At 40.2% G+C, this 21,749-nt stretch carries 18 protein-coding genes and 2 pseudogenes; 11 read left to right on the top strand and 9 right to left on the bottom strand.

Annotation, left to right across the window (positions count from 1 at the left end):
- Positions 1 to 405: 405 nt before the first annotated feature.
- On the bottom strand, positions 406 to 1,107 hold the full coding sequence (locus tag H6G08_RS06610; protein ID WP_190539827.1) for a M23 family metallopeptidase: 702 nt from the start codon (positions 1,105 to 1,107) through the stop codon (positions 406 to 408).
- Positions 1,108 to 1,645: 538 nt separating this feature from the next.
- On the opposite strand from H6G08_RS06610, the gene H6G08_RS06605 reads away from it, so the two are divergent.
- Positions 1,646 to 2,029, top strand: a complete 384-nt coding sequence (locus H6G08_RS06605; protein ID WP_190539825.1) for a hypothetical protein — start codon at positions 1,646 to 1,648, stop codon at positions 2,027 to 2,029.
- Positions 2,030 to 2,505: 476 nt separating this feature from the next.
- Here the strand turns inward: H6G08_RS06605 and H6G08_RS06600 are convergent, their stop codons facing one another.
- Positions 2,506 to 2,739 (bottom strand): Nif11-like leader peptide family natural product precursor, encoded by a 234-nt coding sequence (locus H6G08_RS06600; protein ID WP_190539824.1) that lies wholly within the window; start codon positions 2,737 to 2,739, stop codon positions 2,506 to 2,508.
- 357 nt (positions 2,740 to 3,096) lie between these two features.
- On the opposite strand from H6G08_RS06600, the gene H6G08_RS06595 reads away from it, so the two are divergent.
- A complete protein-coding gene (locus tag H6G08_RS06595) occupies positions 3,097 to 3,864 on the top strand; it encodes a nucleoside phosphorylase (RefSeq protein WP_190539823.1) in 768 nt (255 codons plus the stop codon).
- Positions 3,865 to 3,891: 27 nt separating this feature from the next.
- Positions 3,892 to 4,752: a class D beta-lactamase gene (gene blaOXA / locus H6G08_RS06590; RefSeq protein WP_199322407.1), complete on the top strand. Its 861-nt coding sequence runs from the start codon at positions 3,892 to 3,894 to the stop codon at positions 4,750 to 4,752.
- 3 nt (positions 4,753 to 4,755) lie between these two features.
- Here the strand turns inward: blaOXA and H6G08_RS06585 are convergent.
- Together H6G08_RS06585 and H6G08_RS06580 are read right to left on the bottom strand one after the other, a co-directional pair.
- Positions 4,756 to 4,890 (bottom strand): annotated as a pseudogene (locus tag H6G08_RS06585) (adenine deaminase C-terminal domain-containing protein); the annotation flags it as partial.
- Between the two features lie 250 nt (positions 4,891 to 5,140).
- Positions 5,141 to 5,818: a hypothetical protein gene (locus H6G08_RS06580; protein ID WP_190539819.1), complete on the bottom strand. Its 678-nt coding sequence runs from the start codon at positions 5,816 to 5,818 to the stop codon at positions 5,141 to 5,143.
- 125 nt (positions 5,819 to 5,943) lie between these two features.
- Here H6G08_RS06580 and H6G08_RS38650 point away from each other — a divergent pair.
- Both H6G08_RS38650 and H6G08_RS06575 read left to right on the top strand, forming a co-directional pair.
- A pseudogene (locus tag H6G08_RS38650) lies at positions 5,944 to 6,105 on the top strand (tyrosine-type recombinase/integrase); the annotation flags it as partial.
- A gap of 66 nt (positions 6,106 to 6,171) precedes the next feature.
- Positions 6,172 to 6,591 carry a hypothetical protein gene (locus H6G08_RS06575; RefSeq protein ID WP_190539818.1) on the top strand — a complete coding sequence of 140 codons (420 nt, stop codon included), beginning with the start codon at positions 6,172 to 6,174 and terminating at the stop codon, positions 6,589 to 6,591.
- 65 nt (positions 6,592 to 6,656) lie between these two features.
- On the opposite strand, the gene H6G08_RS06570 is transcribed toward H6G08_RS06575, so the two are convergent.
- Entirely contained in the window at positions 6,657 to 6,848 is a 192-nt protein-coding gene (locus tag H6G08_RS06570; protein ID WP_190539816.1) for a hypothetical protein, read from the bottom strand.
- A gap of 266 nt (positions 6,849 to 7,114) precedes the next feature.
- Positions 7,115 to 7,510, bottom strand: coding sequence for a CAAD domain-containing protein (locus H6G08_RS06565; RefSeq protein WP_190539814.1), 396 nt, complete (start codon positions 7,508 to 7,510; stop codon positions 7,115 to 7,117).
- 277 nt (positions 7,511 to 7,787) lie between these two features.
- On the opposite strand from H6G08_RS06565, the gene H6G08_RS06560 reads away from it, so the two are divergent.
- Positions 7,788 to 8,231: a pyridoxamine 5'-phosphate oxidase family protein gene (locus H6G08_RS06560; RefSeq protein WP_190539812.1), complete on the top strand. Its 444-nt coding sequence runs from the start codon at positions 7,788 to 7,790 to the stop codon at positions 8,229 to 8,231.
- A 40-nt stretch (positions 8,232 to 8,271) separates the two neighbouring features.
- The gene (locus tag H6G08_RS06555; protein ID WP_190539810.1) at positions 8,272 to 8,475 is read left to right on the top strand and encodes a ChaB family protein; all 204 of its coding nucleotides are present in this window, start codon (positions 8,272 to 8,274) and stop codon (positions 8,473 to 8,475) included.
- A 306-nt stretch (positions 8,476 to 8,781) separates the two neighbouring features.
- On the opposite strand, the gene dcuC is transcribed toward H6G08_RS06555, so the two are convergent.
- From dcuC to H6G08_RS06540, 3 genes are all read right to left on the bottom strand, one after another.
- On the bottom strand, positions 8,782 to 10,089 hold the full coding sequence (dcuC, locus tag H6G08_RS06550; RefSeq protein WP_190538721.1) for a C4-dicarboxylate transporter DcuC: 1,308 nt from the start codon (positions 10,087 to 10,089) through the stop codon (positions 8,782 to 8,784).
- Between the two features lie 79 nt (positions 10,090 to 10,168).
- Complete coding sequence (locus tag H6G08_RS06545; protein ID WP_190538720.1) at positions 10,169 to 12,910, bottom strand: CHAT domain-containing tetratricopeptide repeat protein; 2,742 nt, start codon at positions 12,908 to 12,910, stop codon at positions 10,169 to 10,171.
- 76 nt (positions 12,911 to 12,986) lie between these two features.
- On the bottom strand, positions 12,987 to 13,493 hold the full coding sequence (locus tag H6G08_RS06540; RefSeq protein WP_190538719.1) for a tetratricopeptide repeat protein: 507 nt from the start codon (positions 13,491 to 13,493) through the stop codon (positions 12,987 to 12,989).
- 179 nt (positions 13,494 to 13,672) lie between these two features.
- Here H6G08_RS06540 and H6G08_RS38080 point away from each other — a divergent pair, with 179 nt between their 5' ends.
- The 4 genes from H6G08_RS38080 to H6G08_RS06525 all read left to right on the top strand — a co-directional run bounded on the left by H6G08_RS38080 (position 13,673) and on the right by H6G08_RS06525 (position 21,721).
- The gene (locus tag H6G08_RS38080; RefSeq protein WP_277878925.1) at positions 13,673 to 13,795 is read left to right on the top strand and encodes a hypothetical protein; all 123 of its coding nucleotides are present in this window, start codon (positions 13,673 to 13,675) and stop codon (positions 13,793 to 13,795) included.
- Positions 13,796 to 14,443: 648 nt separating this feature from the next.
- Positions 14,444 to 15,490, top strand: a complete 1,047-nt coding sequence (locus tag H6G08_RS06535) for a 1-acyl-sn-glycerol-3-phosphate acyltransferase (RefSeq protein WP_190539807.1) — start codon at positions 14,444 to 14,446, stop codon at positions 15,488 to 15,490.
- Positions 15,491 to 15,972: 482 nt separating this feature from the next.
- Complete coding sequence (locus H6G08_RS06530) at positions 15,973 to 21,375, top strand: response regulator (RefSeq protein WP_190539805.1); 5,403 nt, start codon at positions 15,973 to 15,975, stop codon at positions 21,373 to 21,375.
- Entirely contained in the window at positions 21,347 to 21,721 is a 375-nt protein-coding gene (locus tag H6G08_RS06525; RefSeq protein ID WP_096647245.1) for a response regulator, read from the top strand. The genes H6G08_RS06530 and H6G08_RS06525 overlap by 29 nt, the downstream gene beginning before the upstream one ends.
- The last annotated feature ends 28 nt before the right edge of the window (positions 21,722 to 21,749 follow it).

Raw genomic sequence — 21,749 nt, 5'->3', positions numbered from 1 at the left:
CAAGTAGGAAATTAAGTATTGGGCATGGGGCATTGGGCATTGGCAATAATTTTAGATTTTGGATTTTAGATTTTAGATTAGAATCCAAAAGATGCTCGTGGACTAACTCTAAGGTACTTCCAAATAAAAAAATATTCCAATCATTAACTTACCAAACCCACAACTTGTAGGGGCAGGGTTACCCATTGGTGTCAACTTAACGCGAAACCCTCATCAGGACTCGATTTTGCATCAAATCGCCTACCATCAATATCCGCGTTACCCCACCCCAGTTTTGTCTAAAGCCAAAACGTCCCCTCCCCGTTTACGGGGAGGGGATTAAGGGGAGGGGTAAAAGGCTTGTGGGGTAAGCGTTTGAGCTTAAGTTGACACAGGTGGGGGTTACTCCGCCCCTACAATTTGGCATTAATAACCGGAATCGCGAGTATATTTTGATTCTTCAATGATGACTTGTGATTGTTGAGCATCAACTGTAGAGCCGGTTTTTCTGGCGATTTGTTGCTGAGAAAACATTTCCCGCAGAACCATTGCTGGATCTACATAGTTGCTATCATACTTGAGTCCCCAGTGCAGGTGAGGCCCGGTGGTGCGTCCGGTCATGCCGACTCTGCCAATTCTGATACCAGTAGGTATTTGTTGACCTTCAGCGATTTGAATTCCACCTGTGCGATCGACTAAATAACGCCGCCCAGAGACGCTTTCAACATGTCCTTCCATGTGACAGTAGGTATGCTCCCAGGCTCCGGATTTGATGACGATATGAGTACCACAGGCATTGCGATCGCCTACTTTAATGACTTTACCAGCCCACCAATTGCGGATATAACTACCTTGGGGCGCAGCTATATCTAAGCCGCCATGAAATTCCCAGTTATCACCACCAGTCGCTGAACGGCGATAACCAAAAGCAGAAGTGTAAGCTTGAAAATTCTCTACAGGAAAAGAAGCGGCTAGCCAAGCATTACTTTTATTGACTTTGGTTGACTTAACTTCTCTAGCTCTGGCGCTCTCTGGTTTAGGTAATAGAGTAACGACGCTGGCAATACTCAATCCTAATATTAATAAAGTAGCTCCCGATACTAATACTTTTTGTCGCTGCTGATTCATTTTTTCTGCCTCAATCCAATAAAATTTTTAATAAATTGCTGTGAAAATTCAATTTAATTGGGTTCTAAAAGCTGCGATGAAAGCTATTTAATTCTTGATATCTCAATATGGTTGACATGACAATATATGGCTAGTACATATTTCTATGTCAAGTTATCTAGCCTACAATATCATGCTTTTTTAACTGTCAAGTCTGTATGATTAGAGATTCAAATCAAAAATTGCAAAATTAGAGCTTATCAGTATTTTTATTGCATTTCAGTACACAAGTATAGTCTTTAATTAGCATAGTGTTTAGCTAGTAATTACGGATTAAGTAATTTTTAATATCTAATGTTTCTACTGGTTTTTACGGACATAACCATGATGCTAATTCATACATTATGAGTCAAAAAAGCAGTGGTGACTGAAATAATATACGCTCAAGATAGTTGCTAATCCGGCAAAAGGCTGTTAAGTTAATGTACTTAAAAGACTAATTTGACGTTCATCAAAGCTTTACAGCTAAAATTGTGCCTTTACAAGACTCCGACAAACTATGCTGACAGATATTTGGCCCTTCCAGTTTGAATTGGACACAATTGCGATCGCGGGAGCGAGTTTGTGGTCTTTGGCGTTATATTTAGCTTTTTCCTCGGTGAGTGAATGGGTAATTGAGCAACTTAACCGTTGGTTTAACTTTGCCGAGCGATCGCTCTACACTAGTAAAACAGAATTTGAAAAAACGCGCAAAGCTAGAGAATCCCAAAACGCTTTTTACGCTTCTTTGTTTAGTATTGTGCCTTTTTTGATAGTCGGTGCTTTAGTCCACTGGGGGCTAGAAATCAGTTTAGGCCCGAGTTGGGGCATAAGTACTGGTATACTTGCTTGCATCGGTTCCGGTATTTACGAACTCGGTAGAAGAGATGGGAGTTCGGAATAGGATATGGGCATGGGGCATGGGGCATTGGGCATTGGGCATGGGGCATGGGGCATTGGGCATTGAGTATTTTTCCATGAGAAAAAGTCTCTCTCATAGCCAAAAATAACGCCCGCAGGCTAGAAGCCTGGGGCTATTGTTACAAAGCCCACCTTTGTGGGCTTGTTTTTTATTGGATGAGTTTAGACAAAAAGTAATCAATCTTGTAACTAATTAGTACAGCACGGCGTAAATAAAGCTACTATTTCAAATAGTCACAAGCCTTGATATATTTAGGACTTACGCAGTGTCAGATATTTTTCATGCTTTTTGTCAATGGTCAATAGTCCATAGTCCAAAAACCTGAATTTTGACCATTGACTTTTGACTTTTGACCACCCTTGTGAGGGTTTTTGTGTTCGGTGCGTAAGTCCTAATATTAACGTTTTGACTTTTGACTTTTGACTGTTGACTTCCGCATAGCGGTACCAGATGCAAAATTATCTAGGATGAATGTGCTGTCTAGGGCCCCATCCGGGATTGATAATAGCTGCTAAATCTTCTTCAGATAATTTGGCAATTTCTGCTTCTAATTCTGCAACTGTGAAATTATAGCCACGTTCTTGAGCAATTTGGATAAAGGCTTCGGGATTGGATGTGGCTTTTAGTCTTTGCTTTAATGCTTGATCCTGTTTTACAGCTTTAAAAAGTTGAGCAGCATTTTGTTGCGGCATGACAGTCTATCTCCTGTTTGAAACATTAGATTTGAATTGAGTAATTCGACTCCTGTCGTTTTGCCTAGCCTATGAGCCTATTGACACTCACCGCCCTATAAGTGCGGTGATTCTTGCTTCACGGGGTAGAAAATATTTTCGCTGAGGTTATAAAATTCCATCTTAGAACTAATAAACAAAAGAATTTGATTTTGACAAAAAAATATAACTTTCGATAACTGTTTGTACCCTAAATTTGGTTAGTCATCAGATTCAGGAATAAAATGATTTATATTTCTGATTTTCTTTTTATTTCTAATTTGAGGGCTGAAATCCTGACAATAAACCATTAATTTCTAGCGAATATTTTGACAATCTATGACTGGTAAACAGTTCTATCATCTTGGTTTTGGACAAGAAGACTTGGGTAATTCTCCACCGACAATAGCTTTATTATCTGGCGATCCGGAACGGGCGCGTTTGATTGCACAAACTCATTTCCGCGATGTGCGCTTATTGTCAGAAAATCGGGGACTAAATAGCTATCTGGGCTATTTAGCTAATAATCGCCCTATTTTATCTGCTACTAGTGGGATGGGTGCGCCTTCTTTAAGTATTGTTGTCAATGAGTTGATACAGTTAGGTATCCGGCAAATTATTCGTATTGGTACTTGCGGTTCGATTCAAAGCCATGTATCGGTGGGTAGTATTGTCATTAGTAGTGCGGCGTTATGTCGCCAAGGTGCAGCTAATGATATTGCGCCTGTGGAATATCCAGCCGTAGCCGATCCGTTTCTGACGGTGGCGTTGGTGAAAGCTGCGCAAGAGTTAGGCGTTGAGCATCATTTAGGAATTACGGCTTCGGTAGATACCTTTTACGAAGGACAGGAACGCACAGATTCAGCTAATCCTTATTTAATGCGATCGCTCCAAGGAATTACCGCCGAATATCGCCAATTGAATATCTTGAACTATGAAATGGAATGTGGCACTCTGTTTAAAATGGCGGGAGTGTATCAATTTGCGGCTGCGGCTGTATGTGCTGTAGTTGCCCAGCGTACTGTTTCGGAAAATATCATCTATTCACAGAAGGATATTGCTATAGAAAATGCGATCGCTACTGCTGTACGTGCAGTCAGTGGCTAACATAATTATTTTACAAGGAGAAAAATATTGTTTTCTATATGGCGCGTGCCATTTTTCATTTTCACAGCTATTGCCAGTCTTGTTTTAGCGATCGCAATTAGTTACCCAGCAATTTCTGGTGTTGCTAATTCTTCTACCATTGCTAACGATAATAAAATAGTTGCAGCAACACCAAATTTAGGGCGACATTTTCAACAATTAGGGGTGGAAGGTTCAATTGTAATTTACGACTTAAAAAACAATCGCACCTACGAACATAACCCGCAACGCAACGCTACAGCAATGGTTCCCGCTTCGACATTCAAAATTTTTAACTCCTTGGTGGCGTTAGAAACGGGAGTTATTGCTAATGATGTGGCTGTTCTCACTTGGGATGGAATTCACCGAGAGATAGAAACTTGGAATCAAGATACAAATTTGCGTCAAGCTTTTAAGAATTCTACAGTCTGGTTTTATCAAGTTTTAGCGCGTAAAGCGGGATATGAACGGATGCAGGAATTCATTAATAAAGTGGGGTATGGTAACCGTCAAATTGGTACAGATGCAGATATCGATCGCTTTTGGCTACAAGGGCCATTAAAAATTACACCCAAAGAGCAAATTAATTTTTTGCAACGCTTATATCAAGGTAATTTACCATTTTCTCAGCGAAAAATGGAACTGGTAAAAGATATCATGATCCGCGAACAAACTCCAAAATACACGTTACGAGGAAAGACGGGATGGTTAACCAGTAGTAAACCGGAAATTGGCTGGTTTGTTGGTTATCTAGAACAAAATAATAATGTCTATTTTTTTGCTACTAATATTAACCTGCAAAAACCAGAATCAGCACCGTTAAGAATTGAGATTACACGCCGCAGTTTACAGGATTTGGGTTTGTTATAAGTATTAGTCAATCCACAATGGTACTAATTGAAAATCTTGACTATTAAACAATCCTTGATCGCTCACTTTCAACTTTGGAATTACTAGCAGCGCCATAAATGCAAGGGTCATAAACGGTGCTGACAGCTTACAACCAAGGCGTTTTACCCAAAGTCACAAAGCGGTTAAGTGGTGTTACCTCTACAGAGGGTATACAGTGCTTTACCTGCTTTTGCTACTAAAATACCTTTGCAATCGGTAGATTGCATGGTAAAGTCTTGTAGATTATTCACCACAATTGGCAATAGTTGGCGAATCTCTGCAGCGGTAATTTCTGCACCTGCGGTTTCAAACTGCGTCGCTTTTAATGAAATATGGCTCTTTCAGTAGAATCCAACATTGAGCAATTTTACCGCATTGTCTCCGTCATATCCCTGAGAATTTTTCGCTCTCTATAACAACGACGATGTCGGAGCAAGACACCAACTCCAATCGCACCCATAGCAATTATTGCTTTGTTAGTTTTAGGTTCTGGAACTGTTTGAATGAAGCCATTGACTGAAGCTCTAGCTTTGGTTGGAATAGCAGGATCAAAACTGAGTGTATCAAACTCAACAAAGCTCAGTGTGCCGGTGGCTCCTGCAAATATGCCCTCACCACCAGTAATAGTGAAAGTACCAGAAGCTTTTGCTGTATTGGTTGTAAAGTCAATTTGTCCAACAGCAATATCTGTTCCAAATAACTTGTTAATCCCACTTCCGAATACTATAGACCCAACTGGTAAGTCTTGTAAGCCAAAAATAGTTGGATCTGTGTTGAAACGAAAAAAACCTGTAGCAAAGTCAACTTCAACGTAAGTTAAACCATTAATTGTGTTTAGTTTATACGGGGCGTCAGTACTTTCTCCTGAGAGAGATGCAGCTGAGACGTTCTGTGTAATAGGTATAGATGTAGAAAATATATCGTAGTTAGCACTAAATGGGTAAGTAGTTTTAGCTATAGCTTTTGTAGTATTAAATGTAAAGCTGCTCAAAGTCACCGCTATAGGAAGTAACCACAAGCTGTGCGAACGGGGTAGAAGTGGCATTTCTTTGATAATAAGTAGGAAAAATTACTCTAATTCTACAAACATAGTGTGCCATATCCATTGGTGTTTGTGAACTACCCCAATCAAAAACTGCAGCATTTCGTTAGCTGATAAATCCAATCTAGAAACTAGTGAAGGCGGCTTTTAAGAAGGCGGGGTGAAGAAACCGATGTTAGTTCAGGGTGATACATTCAGCGATTACTGCGGCATTGGATGCAACTGATGGGAATATTAGAAAGATGCAGAAGTTGAGCCGTTATGCTCACCCTAGAAGGTTGATGATTTAGGGAAAAATTACAAGCCGCACAATTAAATTGTCACAATAGATATAAATAATAATTGGAGATCAGACTGTGACTAATCTCGGACAAAAAAGATTAGATGCTGCTTTAGCGATCGCTACTTATTCTGTGGGTAGTGCTACAGCTTCTGCTGCGCCCACCTTTGGCGGAGAAATTCCTAAACAAATTCTGTTAACTGCTTCTGATATTCTGATGTATACCAACATTTGGAAAATTTATTTTGCAGAAGATTTATCTAGCAAACAACTGGTGGAAATTTTGACCGAGTTAGGATTTGTTACTGTTGCGGGTGCTGGTACGGCTTATGTAGTCAGTAAAGTCAATACAGCACTCCTCAAAGAGATTTCTAACTGGATGGGGCCATTAGGCTGGGGTGTAGTAGCTGCGATCGCAGGTTCTTTAAGTGGTTTATTTGGCGTTGCTTGGGCTATTTACTGCGATCGACTTTACGCGCAAAGACAACCACAGTAAATCATGCAAAATTCTCAATTAATCATATTGTTAATGACAGCTTGGGTAAGATTTCATCGCTCTCATTAGCGATAAACTGCCCCAATAATTAGGGCAATAATTATGGGAATTAAAATCGGGATAGCTACTATCAAACCCCATTTACCAACTTTAATTTCCTCTCCCTCCGATTTAAGAAATGCAATCCACCCCCCAACTCCCATCAGCAGCCACAGAAAACCAAAAGCCAGAAATATTATAAATATTGAATCATCCATGAAATATCAATTTAAATTTAGCTGTAAATATTATAAATAGTTATTCTATTTTATTTGGAAAATATTTTAGATATTGTAAGATGAGCGTTGCCCACCTTACATTTATTCATATTGAAAGCTATTTATCTAGCACAATACAACCTAAATCAAGCTACCATTTCAAACAGTCACAAGCCTTGATATATTAACCTTTTGACTTTTGACTTTTGACTTTTGCCTTGTTGTACTAGTAGCTTTCTCCGTCATTTTCCGCAGACTTTTTTTTATTATGTTAATTTTTGCCGATTTATTGCTTTGATTGCATAGCGAGATACTAGCCAGGTTACATAACCAAAGCCAATTAATTCAAAAAATGAAGCAACTAATGGAATACCATTTAATGCTTCTGTAATTGCTAATAATATCCTCAAGACAATAACGCCTATAACCAGCACAGCAAAGCTAAAAACTGGCAGTGGATATTCATTGACGAAATTGCCTATATTTTGTGAAGCTCTTGCTATCAATTCAGAAATTGTTCTGCCAATTTCCGATTCTTTATTATCAGATTGCTCGGTATTTGCTACTGTTGTAATCTGCCCTGGTGCGGCAATTTCAACTGTGGCTATATTTTGCGGTAAAGTAGCTTCTACATATTCTGATTGTGGTTCTTTAACTTGCATAAGCTTGGTTCAGAGAATTTCTGTATAGATGTGATACTACCATTCCGGCATGATTTTTGGATAATTTCATCTTCCAATTGGCTGAAAAACCATCTCTGGTCAGAGGAAAACAAGTATATTTTCTAATTGAATAATTTTCTCTTCCGGCAGCAACCGTAATTTAAATATAGCAAAATTATACCTTTAGGCGCAAGTAATTAACTAGGGAAAATGTTGATATGGAAATAGAAAATTATTAACGGCGCTAATTAGTTGTAAACAAAACAGAGTACTGTACATGACAACTACTACTGAACAAAATCCAAATATTTATCAGTTGGCTAGACTTATTCAAGATATTGACTGTGGTATGTTAACCACCATTGATGAAGATGGTAGTTTACACAGTCGCCCGATGGAAAGAACTAGCGATATTCAGGCTGATGGTACAATTTGGTTTTTTACTAACGCTAGTACCCACAAGGTATTTGAAATTAAAAATAGTCAACAAGTCAATATTAGTTTCAAATCTGATGACGCGCAGCGATATATTTCCATCTCAGGTATTGCTGAATTAATCAAAGATCGTCAGCAAATGCAACATTTTTGGAAACCAGAACTCCAAGCTTGGTTTCCCCAAGGATTAGATGAACCTGATATTGCTTTGCTAAAAATCAACATCACTAGATCTGATTATTGGGATAGTGAATCTCAGTTTCAACAGGAAACAATTACTTTATAGATTTTTGGGTTGATTTGGCAAATTTACCCTGATGAAATATATGCCTTACCAACAACTTGATGATTTACCCGATTCTGTTAAAGAACATTTACCCAAACACGCCCAAGAGATTTTTAAGGCTGCATTTAACAATGCTTTAAAAGAATACAATGAAGAAGAAGCCGCATTTCGTGTTGCCTGGAGTGCTGTAAAACGGGATTATGAAAAAGGCGATAACGGGCAATGGCATCGTAAGTCAGAATAGTTGTGATTGTAGTTATAATCTCATATGGCAATATTTAGCGATCGCCTCACACGATATAAGGGGCGATCGCTTTTTGGCTATTTCTCGCCCTAGAGAAACTAGTTATCTCGGGAGCATCCCAATTTTGACGCAATACCCTTCTAGGGTATTGCTATACCAACAAAGCCTGCCTTCGCAGGCTAAAAGTTTGATAGCCTGCGAAGGCAGGCTTCGTATTTCTAGCCCCACCCTTATAGGGTGAGGGCGTTTTTGCACATTTGGGATGCTCCCATGTAGTGTAATTTGAGCCAGAATTGGTATTTCTTCTCACATCAAGTTGCATAGTGTTGCTATTAGGGTTACTCCCAAGGCGCAAATAAGCGGGATTGCTACTAATTTGACTAAATTTAGTGGTGCTTGTCGAGATATGGTAGCACTGATAATTACAACTGCGGCTACAGGGCTTAAGGTGCGCCCTAATTGTGCTGCTACTGATGTGAGTGCGCCAATATGAATGGCATCTAAATTCATTGTTATGGCTACTGGTACGAGTATATTCATCACAGCTAGGGCAGAGGCGCTGCCAGAACCAGTAATTCCTGCTAAGGTAAAAGGTAAAATTAAGCTGGCAATTTCTACGACAACTGGACGATTTGCTAATGCATTGGTGAGATGTTCAATTAATCCATTAACTTTGATTCCTTCTGTAAAAATTGTAGCGACAACAAAGATAGAAATGATGTTGGCGTAAGCAAAACCTGCACCTTCAAAAAACGCTGCTGCTAGATTTGGCGATTCTTTGGGAGTAGTTAAGCCGGCGGCTGTAACTGCAATTAACATTGCGGCGGCGATAGACACGCTATTATCAAATTCCTGGGGAAGCTTTACAAACGCAGGAACGATAAACAACAGTGTTAATGGTAGTAAGGGAATAAATGCTTTAATGAGATTCACCCGAAAGGGTTTATCTAATTCTTCCATATTGGCATCGCTGGAAGTTGTGGGTGATATTTCGCCTGCTGTTTTTTTAGAAAAGATGAAAACCAAGATGCAAAATACAATTAAGGCGGTGATACTTGCCAAAAGATTCACAGGTAACACCCGCCCTACAATTATTGGGATTGATTGTTTTGTCAAATCCGCTAGTTTGATGATTTCTACTGCGCCTGGGTTGAATAACTCGCCACCCATCGAAGAACCCAGCAATAACAGCGAACCGCCGATAACTGGGGCGATTCCTGCTGCTTGTAGTAAAGGTAATAATACGGTTCCCACAATTGCGGCTGTGCTTGACTGACTAATGAGTGCCATATTCACAATGTAAGCCGCAATAATTCCCCCAGGAATTAACAACCATTTTCCCTGACGCAAAGGTGCTAGTAATAAGTGCGTCAAGTGGCGATCGCATTCTGTTAATTTTAAAACATAGGCAAACCCCATCGCTGTACAGATGGGAACTACCGTCTTTTCATTTGTCATTTGTTGACTAATTGTGACGAAAAGTTGCGGTAATTTACCTGCAATGATAAACAAACCTGCTGCACATAATCCTAAACTTAACCGCACATCAATGCGCTTAAACATAAAGATTATGGCGATCGCAATAATTGCTAATGGTGCAATAATTGACAACATCTTAAGGCTCCGGCTAGTGTAAATTTGTTAGTAGGGCTACGGCAATGTCATGCCCTCTAGAATATATTGATGTGTAGCTTTAATCTGCTTCACCAATTAGGGTAAATGCAGCCCAGTCGAAAGGATGGGAATATTGTTTTTTGGTAGTCAGTATTGCTTGACGTAACGCCACAGCTTTATCAGGATTCTTTTGGAGTTGGCGATAAAATTCGCTCATTAAAAAGGCGGTGGAATCATCATTTACAGCCCACAGAGAAACAATGACACTGGGTACGCCAGCAGTAATTAAAGAACGGGATAAACCAATGACACCATCGCCTGTAATGTTTCCGCCGCCAGTGTTACAAGCGCTGAGAACTACGAGTTCGGCGCTGAGTTTCATATCAAGGATTTCGCTACTGGTGAGAAAGCCGTCATCTTGATTGCTGGCTGTGAGAGCGATCGCTCCAGGTACGCCCAATCCTTTAAAATCATCGAGTAAGCCGTGAGTAGCAAAGTGAATTATCCTGGCTTGCTTCATCTTGCTCACAATGGTTGTTTCTGTGGCTTTATTCCCAATAATCGCTTGGGTTTTCAATAATTCAGCAATTTGTTTTGCTTCTTTTTCTGCACCAGGAAGCGGTGCTAATTTTTCCTCTGTAATGGGAATTTTTGGCATCATCGGATTCCCAACCACCAGCACATCTTTCAGAGATTGGTTAAGGTTTTGTTTTTGCTTGCGAGTTAATTCTAAAACTTGAATAGCTGGTGCAGTTAAAATAGTATGTTTATCGATTAAATACTTGCCTTGTTCATCTTGTAGTGCGGCAAAAGGTACTACAAATAGCGATTCTTGAGGAACAAAGATAACACGGGCGTTAGCATCTGTTGGTAAATCTTGGACAATTGGTTTAATTAATATTTGGTAGAGTTTTTGTAGCTGCTGAGTTGGATTAGGTTGTAGGCTAGATTGGGGTTGAAAAATCCCACGATCTAATACTCCCATAGCTTTACGGCTAATAGTCACAAGTTGTGAGAGAGGAGTATCAGTAGCTTTTGATAAATCAACTGGCTTAAAGGTAATTTCACCTGTAGGTTTGATTAGCCAAATATAAAGTAATTTATCATCGATGATTGAATATTGAACTATAGTTGCATTCTCAACTTTAGCGATATTTTGAATTTGCTCGATTGTCAGAGGTTTGATATCTAACTGCGGGTTTGCTGTCTGTGATTGTTTAGCGGCTAGTAACTCAATAAAGGCTCTAGCTCTAGCGCGATCGCTCACTTCTAAGGCAGAATTAATTTTATTCTGGGCAATTAATACTTCTTGCAACAACCGATAGCTTTTAGCTTGATTTTCAAAAATAGAAATTTTCTGAGCATCAGTTAAACCTTGACGTAAAGATTCCCAAATTTCCAGAGCCGCGAGTAAAGTTTTCTCGGCTTTATCGTAATCTTTTAAACTTTGATACACTGCGCCAATATTATTTAGGGTATCTCCTACTCCAGCGCGATCGCCAATCCGTTGACGAATCGCCAAAGCTTGCTGAGAAAATTCTAATGCTTTACCATATTCTTTTAAATGAAAGTAAACTACTCCAATATTATTGAGAGTTGTTCCTTTACCAATCTCCGAGCCACCACGGTTAATAATTGCTAAAGATTGCTGATAAACATCTAAAGCTTGATTATATTCCCCCAAACCTCTGTAAGCCAAGCCAATATTGTTCAAAATTGCTGCTGCTTTTTCTGTAGATAAATTATTATCTGTGCGGACAATTTTTAAAGCTGCTTGATAAAAAGGCAATGCTTCTTGATATTTTTCTTCTTGCTGATAAACTAGTCCAATACTATTGAGAATACTACTTTCTGCTACCTTTTCGCTAATTTGTCTACTAAGAGCTAAAGCTTGTTGATAAAATTTTAACGCTTGTGGGTATTGTCCTAATCTGTAGTAAACTCCACCAATATTATGCAGAGTTAAACTTTCTCCCCCTTGATTATTTGCTTTTTTAGCAGTTTCTAAAGCTTGCTGATAAATATCTAATGCTTTAGTATACTTTCCAATAATCGTATAAACACTAGCAATACTATCCAATATTGCTCCTGCGCCTACGGGATACTCAGTTTGCGGAATTAAGGCTAAAGCTTGTTGATAAGCATCTAAAGCTTTACTATATTCCCCTAAGTTTTCATAGGTAAATCCCAGATTTTTGTAAGTAGCTACTAACCCTAATTTATCATTGAGTTTTATCAGAATAGCTAAAGCTTGTTGATAGGCATCTAAAGCTTTCTGATCTTCTTTTAATTCGTTGTAAATTTGACCAATATAGTTGAGAGTTAAACCTTGCCCGATAGGATTATTAATTTGTTTGTAAAAGTTTAAAGCTTGCTGATAAGCTTGCAAAGCTTGATTATAGTTTTGCATCTGGCGATAAACTTCGCCTATTTGATTGTGAATTTTTCCTACTAAATCCTGATTATAAATTTCTTTACCAATTGCTAATGCTTGCTGATAAAATTCGATTGCTTTGGTGTAAGCTCGCAATTTTTCATATACTTGTCCTATTTGATAAAGAATTAAGCTTTCACCCTGACGCGCTTGAATGTCTCTAACAATTATTAATGCTTGTTGTAAGGTTTCTAATGCTTCTTGATATTTACCTTGGTTGTACTGCTCAAGCCCTAAATAAAAAAGCTTGATAGCTTCGCTATTGCGTTCTTGTGGGGTTTTTGTTTGCGCCATCAGAGGAAGAGGAACAAAGCAAACAGCTTCAGACTGGAGAATTAGCAAGGGGACTACAAAAGCAAGAATATGATATTGCCAACGGTAGTTCATCACCAATTCTCCAGCATACTCCACAACCTAAATAAATGCAGTCAACAGTCAACAGTCAACAGTCAACAGTTAACATTTAACTAGCTTCAATTTCTTTAATGGCGTTATCAGCTTTTTGCGCCAAATCTAATTTATTTTCTTGTTTAAATAAAGTAGATGCTTGGCGTAAATCAGCGAGTGCGGCGGCTTTATCTTTTAATGCCAAATTGGTAAAACCGCGAAAATAGTAAGCTAAAGAAATATCAGGCGTAATCTTTAAAGCACTGTCAAAGTCAGATTTTGCTAATTGGTATTCGTTGAGATACATCCTCGCCGCACCTCTACCAACATAAGCATAAATATTGTTCGGTTCAATTTTCAAAACATTGCTAAATTCAGTTGCAGCACCTTGATAGTCTTCTTTGTCTAAACGTTCAATTCCCCGTTTGAGGGAAGCTTCAGCGTTATTTTCTGCTGGTACTTGTGCTATGAGTTTTGCTGCTGCTGTTTGGGGATTGTTGAATAAGCTTGTGGCTTCAGCTTTGGGAGCATGAGTTAATGTTGCTAAGGCAATTATAGCGACGGCAAATTTTAACCCTTTCATTGCTATTTCTCCTAAAGTACTAAGTTTTTAACTAGTTCTAAAGTTAATTTACTTGCTTCACCCCTATATATCTCTGAGTTGCTGGAGGTTATGCAAAAATTTCCCTCGCTTGTAGCTTGCAACTAGCGCTAAATAGACAAACTTATACAAATTAAGTATATTTACGTAGACTATAACTGATGATTTATCGTGGTATTGAGAAAAATAACTGTTTAATAAAAACGCAAAAATTCAGTATTAATACTTGGGTAAAAACTTTACAATTAGCTAAAAACCCAAATGCGATCGCTATTCTAGAGTAGTTTCATTTTTATTGAAAATCCCACTGCAAATTAAGTTTTGCGACTTGTAAATCAAGTAAATGAATCGTAAATCAAGTTTTCTAATTCGCGAATCAAGTATACGAATCGTAAATCAAGTATACAGATTGTAAATCAAGTTTTCTAATTCGCGAATCAAGTATACAGATTGTAAATCAAGTATAGAAATCTTGTGCAAGCATCACAATTAATAAACAAGCTAATTTAGATAAATTTGCACATCTATATAATTAATTCACTCGCTAGCTCATGCCCACGCGCCAATGCTAATTTTATCTCTACACTTTATCATCAAGGGAAATTCGGCTGGGGAGCATCCCAATTTTGACGCAATACCCTATAAGGGTATTGCTATAACAACAAAGCCTGCCTTCGCAGGCTAAAAGTTTGATAGCCTGCGAAGGCAGGCTTCGTATTTCTAGCCCCACCCTTATAGGGTGAGGGCGTTTTTGCACATTTGGGATGCTCCCTTCGGCTGTAGCCCCGCTTTAGTATCAACAGGCTCCCCCAATGCCCCATGCCCCATGCCCAACATATAAATCTCTAACTTAGTGCTGATATTATGGTCAAAAAAATTGGTGTTATATAATAGATAAATAAGTAAAGTAATATATAAAATATCCAGTTATTGTGACCAATCAAAGCTCTGAGAATTTACTGAATTTACCGCTAGAAATCGCCACAGATAATGGCTATAAATTTAGCTGGTTTGATTGGTTTTGCCTCTGGTATCCTCCAGGCTGGCTAATATTATTTAACCGTCATTGGCAACATTACCATCAAGACCCAGAAGGCTGGAACTGGCTGGAATATATCTTATTTTTATTACCTGGGGGATTTTATCTAGCGCTGTTAATCCGTTGGCTGCGTTTAGGTTGTCGCGCGCCCAAACAAAACATTGATGAATTCAATCCTGAATATCAAAAAGCCTTTAGTAAAGAAGTGCTTGCTCCCATTGTGAAATATTATTTTCAAGGGGAGTTAAAACAACTAGAACACTTACCGCAAACAGGGCCGTTAATTGTGGCGATGAACCATGCAGGAATGAGTTTTCCCTGGGATTTTTTAACCTTAGCAGAATTATTAAGTCAAGAGCGAGGATGGACAGTACAACCCCTAGCCGGAATATCTTTATTTGAGCATCCTTGGATGGTTTGGTGGTTACCGGCTGGTTGGTCTAATGTATTAGGAGGGGTTCGCGCTGAATTTAAAGCTTTTGAAACAGCCATACAGCAACGAAAAATCCTGCTGTATGCACCAGAAGGGTTACGGGGGCCATTAAAAGGTTGGCGCAGACGCTATCAATTGCAGAAATTTGATGTTAGCTTTATGCAATTGAGCGATCGCTATCAAGTACCCATTCTCCCAGTCTTGTGTGTTGGTAACGAATATTTACATCCTTTAACAATAAATTGGCAAAAATTGCAACGTTTATTTAAATTACCATTTTTACCTTTATCCCCATTGATGCTGCTATTAATTCTTTTTCCTTCAATGGGTGTATGGGCAATGAAAACTCGCTTGCGTTACTTTATTCAACCATTAGAACCGTTAGCAACCACAGATAAATTTGCTAATTCCCATACAAAGCGCACAAACGTATATCAACAAGCGCAAAAACTCCGGGAGAAATTACAAATTCAAATCAATCAGTTGCTAAATCATCAGTCATCTTGATTCTGTTTTACAGGAGTTTTCACCTATTTGAACCACATCTGTGGTAGGGGCACGGCATCGAAAATCTTGTGGTACATACAATAATTTTACTGGTGCCGTGCCCCTACAGCGTGGTCTATTTACCTGAAAATTGCTGTAATCTAAAGATTTCCTTAATTATTTTAGAGAACTCAAAAAACTCTGCCTATCTACCCTGCGGGAAGGCGAAGCGCCTATGCGCTAACTTTAGCGTCCCTTTGCGTTCAAGAAAGGTGTGTTGTATGCAGCTTCACAAATAAATAGTCTAAAATTAACCTGTTACTAGTCCTCTATTCCCCAGACTTGTAACAATATTGATATTTGTTAAATTTAAGTCAAAATTTAAAGATTTATAATTTAACATGCATTTAAGTCAAAAATTATTACCAGCAATTTTGATTTTAATTTAAGGTTTTACTGCTCGTTATCTATAAACTTCACTGAATATTAAGCGATTGTTTGATATGAAAATTTTAGTTGTCGAGGATGACGAGTTACTCGCAGCAGTACTCAGGGAAATTCTCACTACCCAAAACTATGCAGTCGAACTAGCGAGTGATGGTATTGCTGGTAAAGATTTAATCGAAACCTACGATTACGATTTAATTTTATTAGATGTCCTACTGCCGAAGCTAGATGGTATCAGTCTTTGCCGTCATATCCGCTCCCGTGGCTTACAAATGCCAGTCTTATTATTGACAGGGTGCGATAGCAGTCACGAAAAAGCAATTGGGCTAGATGCGGGTGCAGATGACTATGTAGTTAAACCATTCGATCAAGAAGAATTAGTAGCACGGGTTCGTGCTTTATTGCGTCGTGGCGGAAAAACAACTCAACCAGTATTGGAATGGGGGAATTTACACCTCGATCCTAGTAGTTGTGAAGTTAGTTATAATGGCGAGTTGCTGTCATTAACTCCCAAAGAATACGCCCTCTTAGAATTATTCTTGCGCAATAGCCGCCGCGTATTTAGTTGTGGCATGATTTTAGAACATCTCTGGTCTTATGAAGATACACCAGGGGAAGAAGCTGTACGCACCCACATTAAAGGCTTGCGGATGAAATTACGCAATGCGGGAGCGCCGAGCGATTTTGTGGAAACAGTTTATGGAATTGGCTATCGTCTCAAACCCCAAGCGGTTGAGGAACCCCATAAAAGCGAATTAGAACGTAGCAAAGCCACCCAACCCAGCCAAAAAACACAGCAACAAACAATCGCCGCCGTCGCCGAAATTTGGCAACGTTTCCAAGAAAGAGTTAGGGAACAGGTGGGAGTATTAGAGCAAGCAGCAGCTGTTAACTACAAATCTTTAAGTCCAGAATTACGTCAGCAAGCTACCCAAGAAGCCCATACCTTAGCAGGTTCCTTGGCTACCTTTGGTTTACCTTTAGGTTCCAAGGTAGCGCGGAAAATTGAACAACTGCTGAAATCTGATAAAACCTTAACTCAAGCAGATACAAGTAAATTAAAAACTTGGGTACAGCAATTACGCCAAGAAATTGAGAGTAAACAGCAGGAAACAGAACCCACACCTGCAACAACGGCTGATGACAGGGCATTAGTGTTAGTGGTGGATAAAGAACAGTCTTTAGTCGCTAATCTCACAGCAGAATCTGCTAACAGCAATGTGAAATTTATCAACACCACTAATATCGAAAATGCTCAACATATAATTTACCGCGATCGCCCCAGCGTTGTACTACTCGACCCTAGCGTGTCTGCGAATCAAGAAGCAAGTTTGAATTTACTCGCAGAACTTTCTCGCCAGCAACCGCCCATACCAGTGTTAGTTTTGACAGAGCAGAGCGATTTTAGTAACCGCTTGCAACTAGCACGCAACGGCGGACACACCTTTTTGCAAAAGCCCATGCTGGCGGCGCAAGTGTTAGAAGCAATTACCCAAGTATTACAACAAGCGCCCCTCACAGAAGCAAAAATTTTAGCCGTAGATGACGATCCCAAAATTTTGGCATTGTTGCAAACTTTACTTAGTCCTTGGGGTTTAAAAGTTATCGGTTTAGAAGATCCCCGACAATTTTGGACAACGTTGCAAACAGTATCCCCCGATTTGCTGATTCTGGATGTACAAATGCCCCACACCAATGGCATTGAAATCTGCAAAGTCGTGCGCAACGATTCCCGATGGAGCGAGTTACCGATATTATTCCTCACAGTTCACAGCGATGCGGAAATCGTCAACCAAGTATTTAGTGTTGGGGCTGATGATTTTGTCAGTAAGCCAATTGTAGGGCCAGAATTGGTAACGCGGATTCTCAATCGCTTAGAGCGGATTAAATTATTGCGTCGGGTAACGAATAGCCAGATTTTTGATGAAGGCAGAAGGCAGGAGGCAGATGGCAGAAGGGAAGAATTGCATGAAGGTAGAAGGCAGGAGGCAGATGGCAGAAGGGAAGAATTGCATGAAGGTAGGAAGCAGGTTTTAGGTAAGGGGCGCACCCTGAGCGCAGTTGAAGAGAGCCGCAGTCACTCAAAGGTAGAAGAAATTCCTTCTGCCTTATCTCATCCCAAACCAGATAATCGTTGGCGAGCGATTTTTGAAGCCGAGCCAGAATGTGTCAAAATTATTGCGGTTGATGGCACTTTATTGGAAATCAACCCGGCAGGAATTTTGATGCTGGAGGCGGAAAGCAGTGAAGCGTTGATTGGGCAATCAGTGTATTCGCTGTTAGCTCCAGAATATGCAGTAGCATTTCGCTCATTTCATCACAGTATTTGTCAAGGCAATAAAGGGACTCTGCAATTTGAGATAGTTACTTGTAAAGGTAATCGGCGCTGGATGGAAACTCACGGTGTACCTTTACCTTGCGAAACTGAGGGTAAATGCGAAGTTGCGGGAGAAATGTTACATCTAGCAATTACCCGCGACATTACAGAGTATAGAAAAACCGAGACAGAAATTCGTCGGGTAAATCGCACGTTACAGGCTTTGACTAATTGCTCGCAAGTGCTGGTACGTGCCAAGGATGAATTGGAACTGCTGCAGAGAATTTGCCAAATGATTGTGGAGGTGGGCGGTTATCGTTTGGCTTGGGTGGGTTTTGCGGAAGATGACGCTCAAAAAACGATTCGCCCTGTCGCCCAAGCTGGTTATGAAGCTGGATATTTGCAATCGCTCAATTTAACTTGGGCGGATACAGTCGAAGGTAGAGTCCCCGCAGGTACAGCGATTCGCACTAGACAGACGACGATTATTCAAAATATATTAACAAACCCCGATTTTGAAGTGTGGCGGTGTCAGGCAACAAAACAAGGTTATGCTTCTGCGATCGCATTACCATTAATTACAGATAATCAAGTATTTGGGGTATTGCTCATTTACGCTGCTGAACCAGATTCCTTTGATAGCGATGAAGTGCAATTACTCGAAGCACTAGCCACAGACGTAGCTTATGGGATTATGGCATTACGCAACCAACGCGATCGCCAATTAGCACAAATTGCTTTGCAACAAAGTCAGCGCAGCTATCAACAGCTAGTAGAATTGTGCCCGGAAGCGATTTTTATTGAACGGGACGGTTATTTTATCTTTGCCAATAGTGCCGCAGTCAAGTTATTTGGCGCTAAAGCACCGACAGAATTAGTTGGTAAATCAATTCTGGATTTTGTTCACCCCTATTCCCAAGAAGCAATAGGGGAAAGTTTCCATTTGTTGAAGGAATATAAACAGGAAATTCCTTTACATGAAGCGCAATTTGTGCAGTTAGATGGAAATGCGATCGCTTTAGAAATCGCCGCCGCTCCTTGTAGTTACCAAAATCAAGGCGCTTCCCAATTTATCGTCCGGGATATTACCAAACGCAAACAAACCGAAGAATTCTTACATAAAGCCAACAGCGAATTAGAATTGCGCGTCGCCGAACGTACCGCCGAGTTAATTAGCTTAAATCGCAAATTACAGTCAGAATTAGACGAACGCCAAAAAATTCAAGAACAATTGCGCATCTCCCAAGCCAAATTTGCGCGGATTTTAGATATTGCTGACGATGCGATTATTTCCATCGATTCCCAGCAAAAAATCACCTTATTTAACCAAGGAGCCGAAAAGATTTTTGGCTACACAGCCCAAGATGCAATCGGACAACCTCTAGATTTACTCTTACCCTTACGCTTTGCTCAAGTTCATCGTCACCATGTCGCTGACTTTGGTACATCTCCCAACTTAGCGCGGCGAATGGGAGAACGGCGAGAAATCTTTGGCAGGCGGCGCGATGGTACGGAATTTCCGGCGGAAGCTTCCATATCTAAATTAGCGCATGGAGACGAAGTATATTATACGGTGATACTCCGGGATATTACAGAGCGCAAGCAAATCGAACGGATGAAGGATGAATTCGTCTCCGTTGTCAGTCACGAACTGCGTACACCCTTAACTTCAATTCATGGTTCCCTGGGAATGCTTACCAGTGGTTTACTCCCACCCACATCCGAGCAAGGAAAACGCCTGCTACAAATTGCTACCGACAGCACGGATCGTTTAGTTCGCTTAATTAACGACATCTTAGATATTGAGCGCATCGAGTCTGGGAGGGTGAAAATGGAGCGTGAAGTCTGCAATATTGCAGATTTGATTGAGTCAGCAGTGAATATTATGCAACCCTTAGCCGAGAGAGCCGGGGTAAAATTGTCGATTTCCAGCTTATCTTTGGAGTTGTGGATCGATCCCGACAGAATTGTGCAAACCCTCACCAACTTACTCAGTAACGCCATTAAATTCTCCACCCCAGGCTCAACGGTGTGGTTAGTAGCCACCCAAGAAGAAAATGAAGTGATTTTCACCGTCAAAGATACCGGACGGGGCATTCCCGAAGATAAACTAGATAGTATTTTTGAGCGCTTTCAACAAGTTGACTCCTCCGATTCCCGCAACCATGACGGTACAGGCTTAGGTTTAGCCATTTGCCAAAGCATCGTCCAACAGCATGGCGGGCGGATTTGGGTGGAAAGTACCTTAGAGCAAGGTAGTACATTTTACTTTGCCATTCCCATAGAGCGATCGCCCGAAACAAGCGAAACATTCCCCCCACATCAACATTCAGAGGTGATAAATCATTACGCACCATTGGTTTTAGTGTGCGATGACGATCCCTTAATTAGTAAAGAACTGCAAAAATTACTAGAAACAGGCGGTTACCGAGTGGTAACAGTTACTACAGGCGAAGAAGCGATCGCTTTAGCCGCTAGCGAACATCCAGATGTGATTTTACTAGATTTATTAATGCCGGGAATGAATGGATGGGAAACAATGGCAGTATTAAAAGAACGCCAAGATACCAAAGATATTCCGATTGTGATTTGTAGCGTTTACAAACCCAGCGTTAACAGTCAATCTAATGTAGACTTTGCTGATTGGGTAAGTAAACCAGTCCCCGAAAATTACTTATTGCAATCGCTCAGACAAGTAGTAGCGAAATCTTCCAAACGAGTGCGCATATTAATTGTCGAAGACGATCGCGATTTAGCGCAACTCCTAATTACCGTATTTGAGCGACACGATATTGAAACCTTCCTCGCCCAAACCGGCAGAGAAGCCATTCACCTCAGCCAGCAAGTAAATCCCGATTTATTAATTCTCGATTTAATTTTGCCAGAAAGCGATGGATTTGCTGTAGTAGACTGGTTAAAAAAACACAATCAACTCTGTAGCACCCCTGTAGTAGTTTACTCAGCCAAAGATTTAGATGAGTCAGAACGTAATAGACTCAAATTAGGACACACAGAATTTTTAACCAAAGGAAGAGTGACAACCCAAGAATTTGAACACCGCGTAATAGAGCTACTTCAAAGAATGACCAAGAATCAACAAGAAGGTGGTAGCAATGACACAGAAGCGAATTCTCGTGGTTGATAACGAAGAATATATTCAAGAAGTTGCCAAAATTTGCCTAGAAACCGTCGCCGCTTGGGAAGTGATGACAGTCAGTTCAGGTAAAGAAGGCATCATCAAAGCCGAAGCTTGGCAACCAGATGTAATTTTACTCGATGTGATGATGCCCGATATGGATGGAATCGCCACCTTTGAAAAATTACAAGCAAATCCCGCCACAAAAAACATCCCCGTAATTTTATTAACCGCCAAAATCCAAGCTGCAGATCGTCGCCGCTACGCACAGATGGGCATGGCAACCGCGATCGCAAAACCATTCAATCCGCTAGAATTAGCTGGGCAGATTTCCACGGCTTTGGGATGGTGAAGAGGCAGGGGGCAGGGGGCAGGGGGCA

The sequence above is a fragment of the Calothrix anomala FACHB-343 genome (genome assembly GCF_014696435.1).
Taxonomy (GTDB): Bacteria; Cyanobacteriota; Cyanobacteriia; order Cyanobacteriales; family Nostocaceae; genus Aulosira; species Aulosira anomala_A.
The sequence above is the reverse complement of the archived record's forward strand: the minus strand, read 5'-3'. Positions and strand labels throughout refer to the sequence as shown.